General features: G+C 73.5%; 1 protein-coding gene. It reads right to left on the bottom strand.

Annotated elements, in window-relative coordinates; genetic code table 11:
* Positions 1 to 31 precede the first annotated feature (31 nt).
* Positions 32 to 1,210 carry an acetoin utilization protein AcuC gene (locus tag SCA03_RS34750; RefSeq protein ID WP_086817029.1) on the bottom strand — a complete coding sequence of 393 codons (1,179 nt, stop codon included), beginning with the start codon at positions 1,208 to 1,210 and terminating at the stop codon, positions 32 to 34.
* Positions 1,211 to 1,319: the final 109 nt, after the last annotated feature.

The raw sequence follows: 1,319 nt of genomic DNA, 5'->3' as shown, positions 1-1,319 counted from the left end.
TCGGCGGGCCCGCCGTCCCCGCCGATGCCGCTCACGGCAGCAGACCGTGCGCGGGGAAGACGGCCTTCCGCGTCGCGCGCACCGCCTGGTCGAGCCGGTCCGCCGGGTCGTAGCCCGCCGACCAGTCCCGCCAGCGCGCGTCCCGGCCGTCCGTCATCCGCCGCGGTGCCAGCACCGAGCCCGTCCGCGCATACACCTCCTGCCGCCATTCCTCGGGCAGTTCGGTCTCCGGGGGGACCGGGGCGCCGGCGGCGATGGCCGTCAGATGCGTCCAGGTGCGCGGCACCACATCCACCACCGCGTACCCGCCGCCGCCCAGCGCCAGCCACTTCCCGTCCGCGTACGAGTGCGCCCACGCGTGCGCGGACTCGGCGGCGGCCCGCTGCGCGTCGACGCTCAACGCCAGGTGCGCCAGGGGATCTTCGACGTGCGTATCGGCGCCGTGCTGTGTCACCAGCATCTGCGGTCCGAAGGCCGCCAACAGCTCGGGCACGACGGCGTGCACCACACGCAGCCAGCCCTCGTCCGCTGTGCCCGGCGGGACGGCCAGGTTCACCGCGCTGCCCTCCGCGCCCTCGCCGCCCTGCTCCTCGGGCCAACCGGTGCCGGGGAACAGGGTCGTCGGGTGCTCGTGCACGGAGATGGTCAACACCCGCGGATCGTTCCAGAAGGCCGCCTCGACCCCGTCCCCGTGGTGCACATCGAAATCGACGTAGGCGATGCGCTCCGCCCCCAGCTCCAGCAGCCGGGCGATGGCGAGCGCGGGATCGTTGTAGATGCAGAACCCGGAGGCGGCACCCGGCATCGCATGGTGCAGCCCGCCCGCGAAGTTGACCGCGTGCAGCGTCCGGCCGGCCCAGACCGCCTCGGCCCCCGCCACCGACTGCCCCGCGATCAGCGCGGACACCTCGTGCATGCCGGCGAACGCCGGATCGTCCTCGGTCCCCAGGCCGTGGTCGGCGTCGGCCCGCGCCGGATCGGCGGACGCCTGCCGCACGGCGGCGAGGTAGTCCTCGCGGTGCACCAGCCGTAGCGTCGACTCCCCCGACGGTCTGGCCGCCACGACCTTCAGCTCCGGCGCCCCGCTCACCCCCAGGGCCTCGACGAGCCGCATGGTCAGAGCCAACCGGACCGGGTCCATGGGGTGTCCGGGACCGAAGTCGTAGCCCGTGACTCCCTCGTCCCACATCAACTGCGCGCCACCGCTCATGCCCGCCACCGTATCGGGGCCGAGAAGCGGCCAGAAAGCGGTGAACGCAAAAAGGGGTGAACGCAAAAAAGCCGTGGCCCCGGGACTAATCCCCCAGGGCCACGGCCTG

Source organism: Streptomyces cacaoi, assembly GCF_006539165.1.
Taxonomy (GTDB): Bacteria; Actinomycetota; Actinomycetes; order Streptomycetales; family Streptomycetaceae; genus Streptomyces; species Streptomyces cacaoi.
Note: the sequence above shows the minus strand (reverse complement) of the source record. Positions and strands in the feature narration are given on the sequence as shown.

Excerpts from the sequence above, each read along its gene's own strand:
- SCA03_RS34750 (WP_086817029.1), bottom strand. The coding sequence starts at position 1,210 with ATGAGCGGTGGCGCGCAGTTGATGTGGGACGAGGGAGTCACGGGCTAC.